Source organism: Arcanobacterium phocae, from assembly GCF_018913465.1.
GTDB classification, from domain to species: domain Bacteria; phylum Actinomycetota; class Actinomycetes; order Actinomycetales; family Actinomycetaceae; genus Arcanobacterium; species Arcanobacterium phocae_A.
In genome coordinates this window covers 1-16152 of record NZ_JABAPM010000007.1, presented here as the reverse complement: position 1 = coordinate 16152, position 16152 = coordinate 1, and the positions used below count along the sequence as shown (strand labels likewise).

Here is a 16152-nt window from a genome sequence, read left to right as displayed (position 1 = left end):
CAGTTAGATACTTGACTTATATAAGAAAAATCAGAAAGGAGAACTGGTGAATTTACACATCAGTAATCTTCACAAGCGCTTCGGGGATACCGTCGCACTCGATGGCATGGAGTTCACGGTACAACCGGGCGAACTCTACGGCTTTGTTGGTTCGAACGGAGCCGGCAAGACGACGACGATGCGCATTGCGCTCGGCGTATTGTCTGCAGATTCCGGCACAGTGACGCTCGATGGCAAAGAACTTGATTTCGCTACTCGTAAAACCTTCGGCTATATGCCTGCCGAACGCGGACTATATCCGAAGATGAAGGTTGGCGCGCAACTAGTTTATTTGGCTCAGCTCCAGGGCTTATCTAAGAAAGATGCCACTCGCGCCATGTTGTATTGGACCGAACGGCTCAGTATTGATAAGCGCCGTGACGATGAGGTCCAGGCACTGTCCTTAGGTAATCAGCAGCGAGTTCAGCTTGCCGCTGCGCTCATTCACGATCCGGCGGTTCTTGTTCTGGACGAACCGTTCTCCGGCCTGGATCCGGTCGCGGTTGACGTGATGAGTTCAGTGCTGCGCGAAAAGGCCGATGCTGGAGCCACTGTGGTTTTCTCGTCGCATCAGCTTGATCTAGTGGAACGTATGTGTGAACGAGTCGGTATTTGCGCCGAAGGCAAGATCGTTGCTGAAGGCAAGATCGACGATTTACGCGCCAGCGCCGAGAGCAACCTTATTGTGCGCACCGGTGGAGACGTGAATACCCTCGCAGATGCGGTACGTTCACAGGGGTTCTCTGTTATTCACACGTCACACAACATGCTCGAGATCGCGATGCATGCTGGTGACGATTCTCAACGGATTCTGCAAGCTGCGCTAGCTGCTGGCCCGCTCCTGGAGTTCGCCCCGCAGCGCCCGCATCTTCAAGATATTTTCAAAGGTGTGGTTTCGGCCCCGACTATTGATGAGGCAGAAGAAGAGACTCCAGCAAAGAAGCGCGGCTTAGCTGCCCTATTTGGAAAGAAGAAGTGACATGCTAGGACTGATTATTAAGCGGGAAATGACCGCGCTACTCCAGACCCGATCAAATCAGATTTCCTTCGTGGTTATGCTCGTTCTTATTTTCGGCGGCGGCATTATTGCCAACCTTGTGATGAGCGGTGACGACGATTCTGCAGCCCCAGAAACATCGTATGTTGTGGGCGTTGAGAAATCTGCCGCCGATGCTGCCGAATTTATTCAAGCTGCGCTACCTGCTACCAGCACCGAAAGTATTGGTGATGGCGAAGGCGAAGAATGGCTGACTGATGCGGTCGAAGCCCAGGCTGATGACGAAAACACTGATATCACCTACGCTGTTGTTGGCGGAACTCCGGCTGAACCGACCGTGATTTTCCCTAATTCGAGCGCTATCAGTGGCGACTTCGGCGAAGGAGTGAATCGTGGCGTGACATTCTGGATTGCCAGCGAAAACTCCACCCTGACTCCGGATGAAGCCGCTTCAGCGATTACCGGTGCTGACGGCGCAAATGTACGGGTCTTGGATTTAGCATCTGACGATAACCTCATCGCTTCTAACCCGGTTGGCTACTTCACCGCACTCGGTGTTGTGATTCTGCTTGCCACCGTTATCTTGGGAGGTCTAGCAACAATCTCAACTGGAGTTGTCGAAGAAAAGTCCTCGCGCGTCGTCGAAATTATTTTGACCTCCGTCAAACCACGGACGTTACTACTTGGAAAGATCCTCGGAATCGGCACAGTGATTATTGGCCAAGTCGCCTGCTATATTGTAGCCACGTTTATTTCACTGAAAATTGCGGGAGTGACGTTGCCGCTACTGAATCTTTCGTCACTCGCGGTATGGACGATTCTGTGGTCTATCGTCGGCTTCTTCACCTTCTCATTGATTGCAGGGGCACTAGCAGCAACCGTCTCTCGCCAAGAAGATCTTGCTCCGATCACCGGTACGCTCACGATGCTCACCTTCATCCCGATCTATGGCGGATTCTTCCTCATCTCGGCAATGCCTGATGCACTCATCACGAAAGTCTTGTCATATATTCCATTCATGTCATCCTTCATGATGCCAATCCGACAGTCCTTCGGAATCTCTTCACCCACTGAACAAATCATCGCATTTGTGCTGGGCGTAGCAGCTATCCCGCTGTTGGCAGCATTTGCCGGCAAGCTTTACCGCAATTCGGTTTTGCATTCAGGTAAGCGCATGTCTATCAAGCAGGCATGGAAACAGAGCAAGTAACGTTACTCGAACGAATGGAGCAGCCGTCTCATGTAGGCGGCTGCTTCGTCATTTTCAGCCACACTAAACTGTTCTAAAATCTGCGCTTCAGCGTGGAGCAGATCCTCAACTGCGCCGTCGATCAGCGACAGCCCCAACTCAGTAGCTTGCACATAAACAACACGCCCGTCATGTTCGCCCGATTGACGAACCAATAATTCTTTAGCCGCCATTCGATCGAGCCGGTTCGTCACCGTTCCGGAAGACACCAATGTTTCTTTCATCAGTTGCCCAGCAGTCAAGGTGTGGTTTTTGGTTCGCCGCAATGCCGCCAACATTTCAAATTCCCACGTTTCCAGCCCATTGCGCGCGAACACAGTTTTCCGCATCCGCTCAATATGCCGTGTCAGGCGCAATAACCGCGAAAAAATAGCGAAAGGAGCTGTGTCTAACTCTGGGCATTGATCCTGCCATGCAGTAATAATCGCATCAACGTCATCGCGAATTGAATTGTCGGAGGGCATGGGGTCATCAGTCATAGAAGGCTCCGGTTGAGTGTGCAGGATATAGGGTGTGCGTTAAGCGCCGTTGCTTGACGCACACCCTTACCATACCTTGACGTCAAAATATAGTCTACGGACTTTAGGCCGTATCGCTATCTCCATAACACTGCAATAGCAACAGCAATAAGCATAAGCGCTGCTGCTAAGGCGAAAAATAGGAGGTTTTGAACAGTACCATCAGGCAACTCGCCCGAATCCGCTTTCTCACGCATGACTCCACCGGCACCCATGATTACCAGTGCCATTATCGCTTGAATAACAACCTTCGTGATGTTATTCGCCAGCGCAGTGCCAATTCCTACACCATCAAGCAAATCAGGACTCATCACAATAAAAGAATTGACGATAGCCAAAAGCACGCCAGCACTCAAGTATTTCGTTAACCGACTCATGACAGGCTCCTATCTACAAATGTTATTCCATGGCAACCATGTAGAAGCCGCACTACCAGCAGCCCCACAAAGGAAACCCCCAAAGCCAGTAGCAACAGAAACCGGCGCACAAACCAATCCGCCCCACGCCACCGACCATATGAAATTACCCCAACGTGCTCTTGAACATCCTTCTTTAGGCGATACTCGTGGGTACGACGCTCCCCCTCCCCCAATATCTACTGAAGGGATGATTGCATACGGAGAAATATCATGCAATCTTGGGGAATTTGGCAAGATGGGCTGAAATTTATTGGATGGGGTATCACTAAAGGTGTCCAATTCACCATTTGACGCTCCAAAATTATCAGGGTAAATCAAGACTTGACGACCACTATCACCAATTTCTCCACCATTATCAACGGAATTTGACGTCAATTCTAAATCCCCGAACTGAGCACTCAAGACTAGACTAAACGATAAAAAAATGCAGAAATTTTCATCTTTGAAACCTTCCATGTTATTTTTGCTAGCTACATTACTAGCTTACCTAAATCATACCATATCACATCAATACATTTACTATTTCTATAAAAATTCTACTTCTTCGGCAGCCACTATCCATTCATCTTCCAAGGAATCCAGTTCGCCCTGAGCCGCAGCCGCCTCTTTCCCAAGATCTATCAAAACCGCAAAATCACCGCTCGCTGCCGCATCAGCCTGCTTCAACCCAATCTGGTCAATCTGCTGGCGAATCTTATCCATCTTGCGTTCAATACGTGCCATATTTTTACGCACTAACCGCTCTTTGGCCGCATCCTTCGTCTTGGTAGGTGCTGCCACGTGCGGGCCGGCATCGCCGTCGTCGGAACGTTCCTTACGAAGCTGAGCCGCCAACTGCACGTACTCATCCACCCCACCAGGCAAATCGCGCACGTGACCATCAAGCACCGCAACCTGGTGATCGGTAATCCGCTCCAACAGGTAACGATCGTGCGAGACCACAACCAAGGTACCCGGCCACGAATCAAGCATATCCTCAATCGCCGCCAACGTATCGGTATCCAAATCATTGGTAGGCTCATCAAGAAGCAACACATTTGGTTCCCCAACCAGCAACCGCAAAAGTTGCAACCGGCGCCGCTCCCCACCGGAGAGATCCCCCACCTGCGTCCATGCCCGCTCCCGGGTAAAACCAAGTTTCTCCACTAACTGCGCGGCAGTCATTTCCTTCTTGCCTACCATAACGTGGGTAGCAATATCATGAACGGCCTCAACCACTCGCCGAGTCGCAATATCCTCAAGCTCTTTAGTTTCCTGGGTTAGCACCGCCAAGTTCACTGTTTTGCCACGCTTAACCCGGCCCGTAGTCGGCGCTAAAACACCACTAATCAGCCCAAGTAACGAGGACTTTCCAGCACCGTTACCGCCCACGATTCCCAGGCGCTCACCCGGGGCTAACCGCAATGTCACGTCATCGAGGACCGGCTTTTGGGCATCCGCATTACCCGCCGTATCATACGAAAAAGACACGTCAATCAGATCAATAACATCCTTACCTAACCGGCTCGTAGCCATCTTGGCAAGCTCGACCGAATCACGCGGTGGCGGTTCGTTCGCAATCAACTCATTGGCAGCCTCAATACGGAATTTCGGCTTAGAGGTACGTGCCGGTGCACCACGCCGCAACCACGCCAATTCCTTACGCAAAATATTATTGCGCTTTTCCGCAGTTTGTTGCGCAATCCGAGCACGCTCAGCACGCTGCAAAATATATGCGGCATAGCCACCCTCATAGGTTTCCACCCGGCCCGGCTGCGGATTATGCCCACCAGCGCCATCATTACCGGGAACGACTTCCCACAACCGGTCGCATACCGCATCCAAGAACCAGCGGTCGTGGGTGACGACGATAAGTGCGCCCTCGCCCCGGCCAAAACGTTCATTGAGATATTTAGCAAGGAAGGTAACGCCTTCGATATCCAGGTGGTTGGTTGGTTCGTCAAGCACAACCACGTTCGCATCTGCTGCCAAGGTTGCCGCGAGCGCAACCCGGCGTCGTTGCCCACCAGAGAGCTCAGTCACCCGCCGATCAAGCGGAACATCAGGCAACAACCCCTCATGTAAATACCGGATGGCTGAATCCGACGCCCACACGTATTCCTCAGTATTACCGTGGATCGCTTGGATAACCGTCACATCGGGAGCAAACGAAATCGCCTGGGAAAGAACCGAAAACCGGGTTCCATTCATCATGGTAACTTGCCCGCTATCCGGTTCTAAAGCACGGGTCAACAGCTTCAGCAAGGTGGACTTGCCGCCACCGTTAGGGCCAACAATCCCAATCTTGGCACCGTCTTCGATAGAGACGTTAATATTGCCCAAAATTGGGCGCGATCCTAACGCAATCGAAACGTCTTCAACACCCAAAATATGCGCCATCAACCCGGCCTTTCTTTAATGATCACAATGCGTGCACAAAGTTAGGGAATTTGAGCTTTTCTTCGAAAAACTGAGCTGAAATATCCATATATGCAAACTGTATGCACGCACTGGGTTTTATCTTACTAGATAAGTTCCACGAGCTGGCCCGGTGGCAACCACCGCCGTTAAGTCCGGGAACAACTGTTCAAGACGAGCCGCCAACGAATCCATCCGGCTTGGTTCAGCTAGCACAGCGATAGTAGGCCCCGAACCAGACAGAATCACCGCATGTGCCCCCAGAACGCCCGCCGTGATATGGGCGCGTATCGTGTCGATAATATGTGCCACATCCGGCCGTAGTGAGCGAGCCGGCTCTTCTAAATCATTGCCGACAGCACGGCCAAGCAGTCCCCGATGCTCGCTACCGCGGGTTGGCCCGGATATCACGGCGCGCACATCATCAGTAGTTTCCGGCGTTGCGCGCCCTAATCCGAGCTTATCGAATTCACGAAATACCGCCGGAGTGGATAGCCCCTGCTGGTTAAGGAGCATGACCCAGCCGTGGCTTTCTGACGACGGCAGCTGCGTCAATTGCTCTCCACGGCCAATCCCGTGCGCTATTCCCCCCATCAGGGAAAACGGCACATCGGAACCGAGTTCGGCAGCACACTCATAGAGCTGTTCGGGTTCAAGACTCAGTTGCCACAATTCGTTCAGCGCCACCAGTGTTGCCGCAGCGTCGGCGGACCCGCCAGCCATACCACCAGCAACCGGGATACGTTTTGTTACCGCCAGGTGCGCTCCTAAGTCAGCTGGCGCAATATCGAGGCTCGTACGGTGTCCAAACCGATCCCGCAACAACCGTGCCGCCCGAATCACCAGATTAGAATCATCAACCGGCAGATCTTCCCCGATTCCGCTAATACTCATCGTTAGGTCCGGCGCGAGCTGAGCTACGACGTCGTCACGCACATCCAACGCCTCAAACACCGTATCTAACGGGTGAAAACCATCTGGGCGCGGCGTACCTACTCGCAACGCAATATTGACTTTCCCCGGTGCAGACGCATGCACTACCCTATCTATATTCATGCTTCTATTATTCCCTGTTACCAACCGCAAACAACAAATTGGGCGGTCCGGAATCTCTCCGAACCGCCCAATCTAGTCAGTTTTTATCTAGGCAAGCGTGACCGTTGCAGCCACATCTTCGAGCATGGCATCACCTTCATGCACATCCACTGATTTCACTTGAACTTTTTCTGTGAAAACTACTGGAGTAATGAGGTTCTTTCCTGCAACACGCAGAGCTTTTGCATCCAGTCGCATAACTGGAGTACCTGCACTCACATGCGTTCCCGTTTCCACAAGAGCGGTGAAGCCTTCGCCATGAAGTTCAACCGTGTCAAGTCCGATATGAACCAAGAAATCCACGCCGGAATCAACATGCATTGTGAACGCATGCAAGGTTTTAAACATCTTGCCAATTGTGCCATCAATCGGTGCACACACAACGAGTTCATCCGCTTGAGGGTCCGGATTAACTGCGTATCCCGTACCGAGCATACCTTGCGAGAATACCGGGTCGGGCACCTCAGTTACGGGCACTACAGCGCCGGGGAAAACCGGGTGAAATTCGACTTTTTTCTTGCCTAAACCAAACATTAGATCTCCTGCTCGCCGTTCAGTGATACTTCCGAAGCGCGTAATAAATCTGCAACCTCGTCATATACAAACTGTACCTGCGGGCCAACCACAACCTGAACTGATCTTTGCGATGGGCGAATGACTCCCGCCACACCAGCAGACTTGATGGTCTTTTCACTAACCTTGACGTAATCTTTGACGACGGTGCGTAGCCGCGTAGCGCAGTAGTCGATGGACTCGATGTTCTCGATACCGCCCAAGCCTTCAATAACGGTGCCAGCAACGCCGGAGAACTCGGTGTCGCCAGCAAGTTGAACGTTCTGCTCCTCGGCATCGTCAGCACGTCCTGGGGTCTTGAGGTTCAACGCACCAATCAAGAAGTAGAATACGACGAAGTAAATCGCAGCGAATACCAAGCCCTGAACCAGCAACATGTACCACTCGTTTGCCAACGGGTTACGAGCCGACAGAACCATATCGACCAAACCAGCGGAGAAGCCGAAGCCGGCCGTCCAGTGGAACATTGCAGCCAAGAATACCGAAATACCAGTGAGGACTGCGTGGACGAGGTAAAGAACTGGAGCAACGAACATGAATGCGAATTCGAGAGGTTCGGTAACACCGGTAAAGAAGGATGCAAGAGCGCCAGCCATCATGAGCGAGCCGACTGCCTTCTGCGACTTAGTGTTTGCGCGCAGGTACATTGCCAATGCCGCAGCTGGCAAACCGAACATCATTACTGGGAAGAAGCCAGCCTGGTAACGGCCGATTTCACCGATAACAGTACACGTTCCGTTAGCCCATACGCCAACGCCTGGGCAGGAAGCCGCATCGGTTGCTGCTGCAGCAGCTGCGATGGTCTTACCACCGCCGAGGAAGTTACCGATATCGTCAATTCCGATAACATCGAACCAGAAGATCGAGTTCAATGCGTGGTGCAAACCGGTTGGGATGAGCAAACGGTTAGCGAATGCGTAAATACCTGCACCGAGTGCGCCCATGCCCTGGATGGACTGGCCAAAGTGGAACAAAGCCGAGTACACAAATGGCCAAGCAAAATAGAGAACGCCAGCCATGACGATAGCGAGCAACGAAGTGAGGATTGGAACCAGACGTCGGCCGGAGAAGAAGGCCAAGAATGGTGGAAGCTTGGTGCGGGAGAACCGGTTGTAAACCCAAGCCGCAAGAATACCGACGAAGATACCAACAAGGACGTTCTTGTCGCCCATTGCGCCCCATCCCTGGGATGCCCAATCGAGCTTGGCAGCGCCGTCGAGCTTATCTAGGTCAATTCCTTGGAAACCCGCAACTGACTTTTCATTCAAAAGCATTTTGATCGTTGCGAAGCCGATAAAGCCGGACAGCGCAGCAGCACCGTTGTTGTCGCGCGAAAGGCCAAAAGCTAGCGCGATCGCGAACAGCCATCCAAGATTATCCAGAACTGCCGCACCTGACTTGATAAGGACAGCAGCGACTACGCTGTTCGAACCCCAGCCAGTAGGATCGAACCAGTAGCCGATACCCATCAGGATTGCAGCTACTGGCATGACAGCAACTGCGCCCATCAGCGCTTTACCGAGCCGTTGTAGGCTCTCCATAATTTTTCCGTTCACAGTAGTGTGTCCTTCTTATGTATGTTGTGTGCCTGAAACTTGCCGCCACCCGTGCAAAAATACCGCCAAATAGGCGGATTCGTTCGCAATATGGGTAGCGTGAGCATCTGGCCCTGCAATATGTGTAATGATCTGGCGCGCTAGTCCAAATTCCTCCGGCAATAACCGTTCCACCATTGCCGTGGTGGTATTAGAGCGCCATATATCATGCTGAATGCGGGTAATGAACCCGTTAACGGTGAGTAACAATTCTGCCATGTCGCCAGGCTTGTCGTCGCCAATGGAACGATTGACAAGATCTACGATGCTTCCTAGCTGGTTAGCTTCAGATAAGGGCTGTTTGACTGTTGCTCCGGTACGTGCCGCATTGAGATGCAATGCGATGTAGGCTGCTTCGTCAGTGGGAAGTTCGACGTCGAGCTTCTGATTAACGTAGTGAACCATGATTTCGGCTGCGGTAAATTCCGCTGAAAAAGCGACTTTGACTTCTTCTACGAGCTTGTTGCGAATGGTGAGCCCACTGCGGTGCCGTTGCACAGCAAAAGCCATGTGGTCTACCAACACAACATAGACTGACGGATCAAGGTCTTTGATCATGCTTGTTGCGAGTTCGACCGCTTCCGTAACGGTGTCAACTAGTTGCGGATCGAGCGCGTTAGCCGAGGTGAGGAAATCAATTTTGTCCGGGCTAGCTTCAATAAATTGGCGCTGTGCATCGCCGGCTGGGATAAGATCTCCCGGTCGCTTCCCAAAACCAATTCCTCGCCCAGCAAGAACTCTCTCTACTCCATCGATACTGACAAGTACCGCATTGTTATTGAAAATTCTCATCACGCGAGCAGCAGACTGAACCATATCGCTCCTCGTTGAGCGCACCGTATTTCGGCGCCCGTCTGGTCATGCCTGCTTACCAGTAACACCCAGGATTTTTACTCTTTAAATATAAGACACCCTGGAGCGTTTCGCAAGATCTTTCGTAAGCTACGCCACTTTTTTGGCTTGGCAAGCAATTGCGATAAATTGGTCAACCGTAAGTTTTTCTCCGCGAAGCGACGGGTCGACGTCGGCCGCACGCAAAATTTCTTCGGCACGCGCTGGGCTGCCCGCCCAAGTGGAGAGTGCGGCGCGTAAAGTTTTGCGACGCTGCGCAAAAGCGGCATCGACGACGGCGAACACGTCACGTCGATCCACGCCTTCTGGTTCTGGGTGGCGGCGCATATGCACTAATGCCGAATCAACATTGGGTACTGGCCAAAAAACATTGCGGGAGATTTTTGCGCCTCGCCACACATCGGCATACCAGTTCGCTTTCACTGATGGCACTCCGTACGTTTTGGAGCCCGGCTGAGCTGCCAACCGATCAGCTACTTCAAGCTGAACCATTACAGTTACTGTTTCTAATGTGGGCAGCGATTGAAGCAGCGTCAGAAGCACTGGCACAGCCACGTTATACGGCAGATTCGCTACTAAATGCTTAGGCATAAAATCTGTACTTGCGATTACATCTGGTACGGCAAGATCAGCCACAGACAAAATATCCATCGCGTCTCGGTTGGTGACCGCGAAGTTAGCTACCGACTCCGGCTGGACCTCGGCAATGGTAGCCGGCAACGCATTAGCTAAAGGCGGGTCTATCTCGATTGCTGAAAGGATAGCGCCTGTTTCTAAAATGGCCAACGTGAGAGAGCCAAGCCCTGGTCCAACTTCAACAACATGGTCTCCAGCTACTACTCCGGCATCGCGAACTATGCGCCGCACTGTTCCAGCGTCGTGAACAAAGTTCTGCCCCAGAGTTTTCGTTGGACGAATATTTAGTTGCTCAGCAAGTTGGCGAATCTTCACCGGTCCAAGAAGAGGAACGGGGTGGTGGCTCATTTTTTCCTCACTGTACTGGGTTTAATACCAGCCGACAGAATGTGAATGGTTCAGCGCGCCGCACGGTGTTCCGTAACGACCCGAAATATATCCTAGACCCCAAGTGATCTGTGTTGCCGGGTTAGTCTGCCAATCAGCACCTGCAGAAGCCATCTTTGACCCCGGCAGAGCTTGTGGAATACCGTAGGCGCCTGAGGATGGATTGTTTGCCAAGTGGTTCCATCCTGACTCGCGCTGCCATAGTTGATCGAGGCAAGCGAATTCTGCTTCCGACCAGCCACGTGCCGCAACCATGTCAGCCGCGATTGAACGCGCAGTTCCAGGTGCAACTGGCGCTGCATTAACTGGCACTGCGACAGCTGACTTAGCGCTATCTTTAGTACCGACCTTGATGACGGTCGGTTCAGCTGGGGTAGTTATCGCATCAACACTAACTGCACGGCTTGTTTCCTTACCATCATGCTTAGTAATCACAACGGTCCGAGTTCCCTGGCCAGCTTTACCTTCGCTGACTTTCTTCTCTTGTCCCTTTGGCAAAGTTGGATCGTCTTCACGCTGGGTTTCTGGTTCAACATCGTACGTTTCCGATACCGTCTCAGTGGTTACGCGAGTAATGGTAACTTGAGCGCCGGCTTTAATCGGTTTATCTAATGGAGCCGAAACAATATCTGCTTCGTTAATCTCAATGCCTGCAGCAGTTAGCGCGTCTGCCAAGCTGGCACGCGCAGAAGTATTAATCTTTCGAGTCTTACCATCAACGCTCACCATAAAATGCGACGTAACGCCATCGATCACTGGAGTATGCTCCCCCAGCGAAACAGAAGCGACCGCCAGCTCAGCTGCTGACGGACCACTCGCCATCGCCATATGTTTAGGCACATTATCGACGGCGATTCCTAAACCAATTCCAGCAACCAAAGCTACTGCAGAGCTGATCCCCACACCTTGCATCATGGTTGCTTTACGAGATTTACGGACGACGGCGTTATCCTCGTCCACTTGTGCAATAACCAGATCATGGTTCATCTGCTCCGCAAATGGAATCGAAGGAGCTAGTGAAACTGGACGAGTACGTGGCAATGCAAACGTTTGCGGAGCAATCGCTGGAGTCTCCCTAATCGCCGGGATTTCCCCGGTAGTTGCGGTACTACGCTTGGCTGCCTCAGCTGCTGCGGCTGCGGCCGCTGCTGCTCGTTCTGCCGCTCGCCGCGCCCGGCGCGAGCCTGGCTTTGGCGGAGTCATCGCAGACAGTTGAGTTTCATCCATTGGTTTTCTCCACGTCTAACATTGGTTAGTTATCTGATGTATACCCATCGTAATCAAATTGTAACAATTAGTCACGCCAGGGTGCGACGACTAACAAATAAGATCCGACAAATTCTATATCCCATATACATTTCGGGTGTTGTTATCTATTATCGAGCACCAATCCTCGAGGCGCATGCCACGCCGCTGAGCCATAAATCGCACGGTATATCCTACGCCCCAAGCAACGTTCGGATGCCCCCTAAACGGAACTGGTGTCAAATAGGGCGCGTCAGTTTCTACCAAAATTAAGTTATCTGGCATGGCATCAAATGCTTCCTGTAACTCTACGTTCGGGCCATACGTCAACGGCCCAGCAAACGAGGCATACCATCCGTGTTCGGCACATAGCTGAGCCATTTCGCGATCACCCGAGAAACAATGGAATACCGTCCGCTCCGGTGCACCGTCAGCTAATAAAATATCAATCACATCAGCATGCGCATCTCGATCATGAATCTGCAACGGCTTACCGAGCTCTTTCGCTAGCGCAATATGCGCACGGAACGCATCCTGCTGTGCCTGCTTACCATTGTCACCAGTACGGAAATAATCCAAACCAGTCTCACCTATCGCAACCACACACGGATCTGCGCTCAGTTGCGCAACTTTCGCTACGGCGTCGTCCAACGATAATTCATCATGCCACGGATCCACATGCGGTTCTAGACCGTCAGGGGCGACCTCACGCACTCCCGCATGCAACGCAGCGTCGTTAGGATGAATCGCTAACGCCGCCCAAATCTCAGGAACATCACGGGCAAGATCGTGGGTAAACTCCAGCATCGGCACTTCGCAGCCTGAAGAAATCCCCGCCCGTACCCCGGCCTTCGCCATTCCATCACGCAACGTTGCCAGCAAAACAGGCATTCGCAAATTTCCGGCGTCGTCCGTATTCTGAACCGGTGCATCCCCGTCAAGACCCACTGCCGGATCTGGGGAAATATGCGTATGGTTATCAACAATAGGAACCGGCAGCCGGTCCGGAATATCCAGGACCAGCCGCCGACGTTCTTTCTTAGCTTTCGAGCTACTCATCTACCTGCCAATTACTCTGCGATTCCAAGTCGCTCAAGCTCTTCAGCAATGACCGATTCATCAAGCTTGGCAAACACTGGTTTCGGCTTAGCGATCGGGGTGCCCGGAACAACTTCGCGTGGTTCCCACGGACGAACCTGAGAATAGTCACCGGTAATAATCGGATATGGATAATCGGTATCCAAATCAGTCACTTCTTCGACACGTGGCATCGGCGCGATATCACCGGTACCACCTAAGATCTTGTCGATCTGGTTCGAGGAGTGCGGCAAGAATACGCTCATCATAGTGTTCAGGTCAGACACCGCCTGCACTAACGTGTTCAGCACAGTTGCCAGACGTTCGCGCTGCTCGGGAGCCTTCAACTTGAACGGCTCAGTACGAGTGACGTAGGTGTTAGCCTCGCCAACGAGACGCATAATCTCGCTGAGCGCAGCGCGCTGCTGGTGCGAGCCAATGAGCTGACCAACCGTATCAAAACCGGTGCGGATGGTATCGAGCAGAGCATTATCAATCTCTTCACGCTGAGCTGGCGTTGGAACTTCGCCGAAATTCTTCGCGATCATAGCACCGGTGCGGTTCACCAAATTACCCCAGCCAGCAACCAATTCCGAATTATTACGGCGCACAAACTCCGCCCACGTAAAGTCCGAATCCGATGTTTCTGGGCCTGCAATAGAAATGAAGTAACGCAACGCATCTGGCTGATAGCGAGACAATACGTCACGCACATAGATAACCACGTTCTTCGACGACGAGAACTTCTTCCCCTCCATCGTCAAGAACTCCGAAGCAACAACCTGGGTAGGCAAATTGAGCTTTCCGAAATCGCGTGCTTGCCCACCTTTGGAACCAGCACCGTTATAGGCCAACAGCTCCGCCGGCCAAATCTGAGAATGGAAAACAATATTATCTTTGCCCATGAAGTAGTAGGACAACGCCTGTGGGTTCGTCCACCATTCGCGCCAGTCCTCTGGGCTTCCCTGGCCGTTAGCCGCCCGGCGGCGAGCCCACTCAATCGATGCTGAAAGATACCCAACTACCGCATCAAACCACACGTAAAGGCGCTTGTTTGGCTTGTCTTCCCAGCCTGGGACTGGGATACCCCACGAGATATCGCGGCTCATCGCACGCGGGCGAACGTCGTCGAGAAGATGCTTCGAGAACGAAATAACGTTCGGACGCCACGATCCATCGCGTTCCACCTCATCCAGCCACTCCCCGAGTGCTCCAGCAAGCGCTGGCAGATCAAGGAAATAGTGCTCAGTGGACGTAAAGTTTGGTGTTAAACCGGAAACCTTGGAGATCGGATCAATCAAATCCTGCGGATCAAGCTGGTTACCGCAGGTATCACATTGGTCACCGCGAGCCCCGGCAGCGCCACAAATCGGGCACGTTCCCTCAATGAAACGATCCGGCAATGTGTTACCGGTCTTCGGATCGATAGCCACCAGTTGCTCTTGTACAATCATGTAGCCGTTATCGCGACATCCTTCAAACAAATGCTGGACAACATCAACATGGTTCTGGGTTGTGGTACGGGTAAACAGATCGTAGGACAATCCGAGGTTAACAAGATCCTCGGCAATAATGCGGTTATTCTTGTCCGCTAATTGTTGCGGAGTAACACCTTCATTATCCGCAGCAACCAGAATTGGAGTTCCGTGTTCGTCAGTTCCAGACACCATGAGAACATCGTGTCCAGCCATTCGCATGTAACGCGAAAAAACATCAGAAGGGACACCAAAACCAGCAACGTGACCGATATGGCGAGGACCGTTGGCGTATGGCCAAGCTACAGCAGACAAAATCTTCATACCTATAGATTACGCGCCTATTGCTGTGATACGAAACTCCATGTGCCTATCTCACGTTCGCCACGTATGCTTAGAATATAGTCAAAGATGACAAACATTTGGAGGGGTAATGGAAGTTCAACGCGCACTTCTTATCGTCGATGTTCAGCCCACCTTCTGCGAAGGTGGCGCCCTAGGAGTTGAAGGAGGCAACGCGGTTGCAGAACGCATTGCTGATTTCGTCACTGAGCACGCCGATGATTACGAATATATTGTTACCACTCAAGACTGGCACATCACCCCGGGTGAGCATTTTTCTGATACTCCAGATTTTGTTGATTCTTGGCCGCCACATGGTGTTGCCGGGACTGCTGAGGCCGAGTTACATGAAGCCATTGCCGCTTTGCCTTTTGACGATTCAGTTAAAAAAGGCGAACTCACCGCGGCATATTCTGGATTTGAGGGCAAAAATGCAGATGGTGAGCCGCTGGAGGTTCTTTTGCGTGAGCACGAGATTTCCGCAGTTGACATCGTTGGTCTCGCAGAATCTCATTGCGTAAAAGATACAGCGTTAGATGCGGTACGTTCTGGGTTTACGGCGCGAGTTTTTTCGGACCTCACGGTGCCAGTATCAGAAGATCTTGGGCTCGCCGCACGCAAGGAAATGGACGAAGCCGGCGTTGAACAGCTTCCTTCTTCGGAGGCGTTCGGTTTTTATGAAGACGATGACGACGACGTTCCACTCCTCGCTGATGAATGGAAACAGGTTCGCTCACACGACGACGATGAGTGGGCCGGAGATTCATCAACCGATTGGGATGAAGATACGTGGAATGACACGGACGGCGACGGCATCCCCGATGATCTTGAAGACGACGAATATGGCGCTGCTGACTACCGCGATTTCGAACTTCCGGATTCCAGCAATGGCGGCGTGATCCGTGAGGCCCCAGTCTATGACGATTTTGCAGATGAAGACGGGTCTGAATTTAATGAAACGGATCGATTCGATGCTCTCGAGTCGCGGCTATCTACCGACGAAGATATCCCCGATCTCGGATTGGACGACTTCGACATTGATATCGATGACGATATTGATTTCTCGGATGAAGCTGATGAATCTGATTTCGATTTCTCAGATATCGATTACAAGCCTGGGCTATAAAAGCTGAAGCAGCTACAGTGGTGGGGGGGGGGGGGGGGGGGGGCCCCCCCCCCCCGGAGGGGGGGTTGAAAAAAAAAATAAAAAAATATAAGGAAAAATTAATAAAAAAAAACAACACCCACAGACACAA

At 52.0% G+C, this 16152-nt stretch carries 15 protein-coding genes; 3 read left to right on the top strand and 12 right to left on the bottom strand.

Annotated elements, in window-relative coordinates:
- Nucleotides 1–46 precede the first annotated feature (46 nt).
- Both KSO86_RS07860 and KSO86_RS07855 read left to right on the top strand, forming a co-directional pair.
- Nucleotides 47–1018, top strand: coding sequence for an ABC transporter ATP-binding protein (locus KSO86_RS07860; RefSeq protein ID WP_366504510.1), 972 nt, complete (start codon nt 47–49; stop codon nt 1016–1018).
- Between the two features lies 1 nt (nt 1019).
- Complete coding sequence (locus KSO86_RS07855; RefSeq protein WP_216379573.1) at nt 1020–2246, top strand: ABC transporter permease; 1227 nt, start codon at nt 1020–1022, stop codon at nt 2244–2246.
- A 2-nt stretch (nt 2247–2248) separates the two neighbouring features.
- On the opposite strand, the gene KSO86_RS07850 is transcribed toward KSO86_RS07855, so the two are convergent.
- From KSO86_RS07850 to metG, 12 genes are all read right to left on the bottom strand, one after another.
- The gene (locus KSO86_RS07850) at nt 2249–2764 is read right to left on the bottom strand and encodes a MarR family winged helix-turn-helix transcriptional regulator (protein WP_216379572.1); all 516 of its coding nucleotides are present in this window, start codon (nt 2762–2764) and stop codon (nt 2249–2251) included.
- A gap of 116 nt (nt 2765–2880) precedes the next feature.
- The gene (locus KSO86_RS07845; protein ID WP_216379571.1) at nt 2881–3180 is read right to left on the bottom strand and encodes a hypothetical protein; all 300 of its coding nucleotides are present in this window, start codon (nt 3178–3180) and stop codon (nt 2881–2883) included.
- A 9-nt stretch (nt 3181–3189) separates the two neighbouring features.
- Nucleotides 3190–3678, bottom strand: a complete 489-nt coding sequence (locus KSO86_RS07840) for a hypothetical protein (RefSeq protein ID WP_216379570.1) — start codon at nt 3676–3678, stop codon at nt 3190–3192.
- Nucleotides 3679–3747: 69 nt separating this feature from the next.
- Nucleotides 3748–5601: an ABC-F family ATP-binding cassette domain-containing protein gene (locus KSO86_RS07835; protein ID WP_216379569.1), complete on the bottom strand. Its 1854-nt coding sequence runs from the start codon at nt 5599–5601 to the stop codon at nt 3748–3750.
- 117 nt (nt 5602–5718) lie between these two features.
- The gene (locus KSO86_RS07830) at nt 5719–6675 is read right to left on the bottom strand and encodes a 4-(cytidine 5'-diphospho)-2-C-methyl-D-erythritol kinase (protein WP_216432036.1); all 957 of its coding nucleotides are present in this window, start codon (nt 6673–6675) and stop codon (nt 5719–5721) included.
- A gap of 87 nt (nt 6676–6762) precedes the next feature.
- Nucleotides 6763–7248, bottom strand: coding sequence for a PTS sugar transporter subunit IIA (locus KSO86_RS07825; RefSeq protein ID WP_216379567.1), 486 nt, complete (start codon nt 7246–7248; stop codon nt 6763–6765).
- Complete coding sequence (nagE, locus tag KSO86_RS07820; RefSeq protein WP_366504509.1) at nt 7248–8843, bottom strand: N-acetylglucosamine-specific PTS transporter subunit IIBC; 1596 nt, start codon at nt 8841–8843, stop codon at nt 7248–7250. The genes KSO86_RS07825 and nagE overlap by 1 nt, the downstream gene beginning before the upstream one ends.
- 15 nt (nt 8844–8858) lie before the next feature.
- Complete coding sequence (locus KSO86_RS07815) at nt 8859–9698, bottom strand: PRD domain-containing protein (protein WP_216432034.1); 840 nt, start codon at nt 9696–9698, stop codon at nt 8859–8861.
- 126 nt (nt 9699–9824) lie between these two features.
- A complete protein-coding gene (rsmA, locus tag KSO86_RS07810; protein ID WP_216379565.1) occupies nt 9825–10718 on the bottom strand; it encodes a 16S rRNA (adenine(1518)-N(6)/adenine(1519)-N(6))-dimethyltransferase RsmA in 894 nt (297 codons plus the stop codon).
- A 21-nt stretch (nt 10719–10739) separates the two neighbouring features.
- Nucleotides 10740–11984, bottom strand: a complete 1245-nt coding sequence (locus KSO86_RS07805; protein ID WP_216379564.1) for a resuscitation-promoting factor — start codon at nt 11982–11984, stop codon at nt 10740–10742.
- 114 nt (nt 11985–12098) lie between these two features.
- Complete coding sequence (locus KSO86_RS07800; protein WP_216379563.1) at nt 12099–13061, bottom strand: TatD family hydrolase; 963 nt, start codon at nt 13059–13061, stop codon at nt 12099–12101.
- 11 nt (nt 13062–13072) lie between these two features.
- Nucleotides 13073–14878, bottom strand: coding sequence for a methionine--tRNA ligase (gene metG / locus KSO86_RS07795; protein WP_216379562.1), 1806 nt, complete (start codon nt 14876–14878; stop codon nt 13073–13075).
- 109 nt (nt 14879–14987) lie between these two features.
- Here metG and KSO86_RS07790 point away from each other — a divergent pair, with 109 nt between their 5' ends.
- A complete protein-coding gene (locus KSO86_RS07790; RefSeq protein ID WP_216379561.1) occupies nt 14988–16022 on the top strand; it encodes an isochorismatase family protein in 1035 nt (344 codons plus the stop codon).
- Nucleotides 16023–16152: the final 130 nt, after the last annotated feature.